The sequence below is a fragment of the Candidatus Saccharimonadia bacterium genome (assembly GCA_035544015.1).
Classification (GTDB): domain Bacteria; phylum Patescibacteriota; class Saccharimonadia; order UBA4664; family UBA4664; genus UBA5169.
Genome location: DATKIP010000036.1, coordinates 1 through 1273, shown reverse-complemented (window position 1 = coordinate 1273; position 1273 = coordinate 1). Strand labels below are relative to the sequence as shown.

Here is a 1273-nt window from a genome sequence, read left to right as displayed (position 1 = left end):
ACGTGTTCGAGTTCCCCTCCACCGGCTAAGGTTGTTGGAGCCTTCTCCTCTATGGGGGCGGGTAATGAAAAGGGTCGGGTTGGTGCGGCGACGAATCCGCTTTGTACTTTTCGAGTAAGCACAATTCTACCAGTTGGTCGTAAGCGGTGCTCCGGCTCCACGTTTCGGCCTGGCTCCGGCTGTGGCTTGATGCCCGCCCATGAGCCATCGATTTGAACATACTAACTAGTCCATAATTTGCCCTACACAAGCTATTGATGTGCTAATGTGTGATTCGTGAAAATCGACGGACGCACATTGAGCCACGAGACTTCGGAAGCCATGCGGCGGATGGCGGTGAAGCGTGTGCGCGAGGGAGAGTCACCAAGCGCGGTGATGAAGAGCTATGGATTGTGCCGCACGACAATCTACCCTTGGCTACGAGCGCACGGGGAGGGCGGTGAGACGGCGCTTCAATCGCGCCCGTCGACGGGGCGGCCACCGACCTTGAGCGCGCGCCAACAGTTTCAGGTGCGCCGTTGGATCTGCGGCAAGGATCCGCGCCAACACGGGTTCGACTTCGGTTTGTGGACGCGTAGGATCGTCGCCGAGCTGGTGGAGGAGAAATTCAAGCACAGGCTCAGCATAACGGCTGTAGGTCGGCTCCTGGCCACACTCGAGATCACGCCGCAAAAACCGTTGCGGCGCGCTTACGAGCGCGATCCCGTAGCGATCGCCAAGTGGAAAGAGAAAGACTATCCGAAGCTGAAGGCCCGCGCCAAGCGGCGGGGCGCGGACATTTTCTTCATCGATGAGGCCGGCGTGCGGTCGGATGCGGCCTTGCAGCGCACTTGGGGCGCCAAGGGTGAGACACCGATCGTGGCAACTAGTGGTCAGCGCCAGCGCGTCAACGCCATTTCAGCGGTCAATGCCAGTGGCGCCTTCTGGTACGATGTCTATACCGGTAAGTTCAATGCCGAACTGTTCATCAGCAAGCTCAAAGCCTTCATGCGTCGCCGGCGGCGACCAGTGTTTCTCGTGCTCGACGGCCATCCTGCCCATCGTGCCAAGATCGTCGCCGCCTACGTGCAATCGCTCAAGGGCCAGCTCGAACTGCACTTCCTGCCTGGCTACGCTCCGGACCTGAACCCCGACGAGTTCGTTTGGAACCACTTGCGCCAGAGTGGCGTCACCAAGACGCCACTCAAGCAGAACGAGCAGCTCAAGGCCCGCGTTGAGAAGGATCTCGCCAAAATCAAGCGCAACCCTCGCCTAGTCCGTTCGTTTTTTTGTG

The 1273-nt window shown here is 59.4% G+C and carries 1 protein-coding gene; it reads left to right on the top strand.

The features are described from left to right. Nucleotides 1-321: 321 nt before the first annotated feature. A partial coding sequence (locus VMT30_02310) for an IS630 family transposase (protein HVQ43773.1) occupies nt 322-1273 on the top strand: 952 nt, incomplete at its 3' end.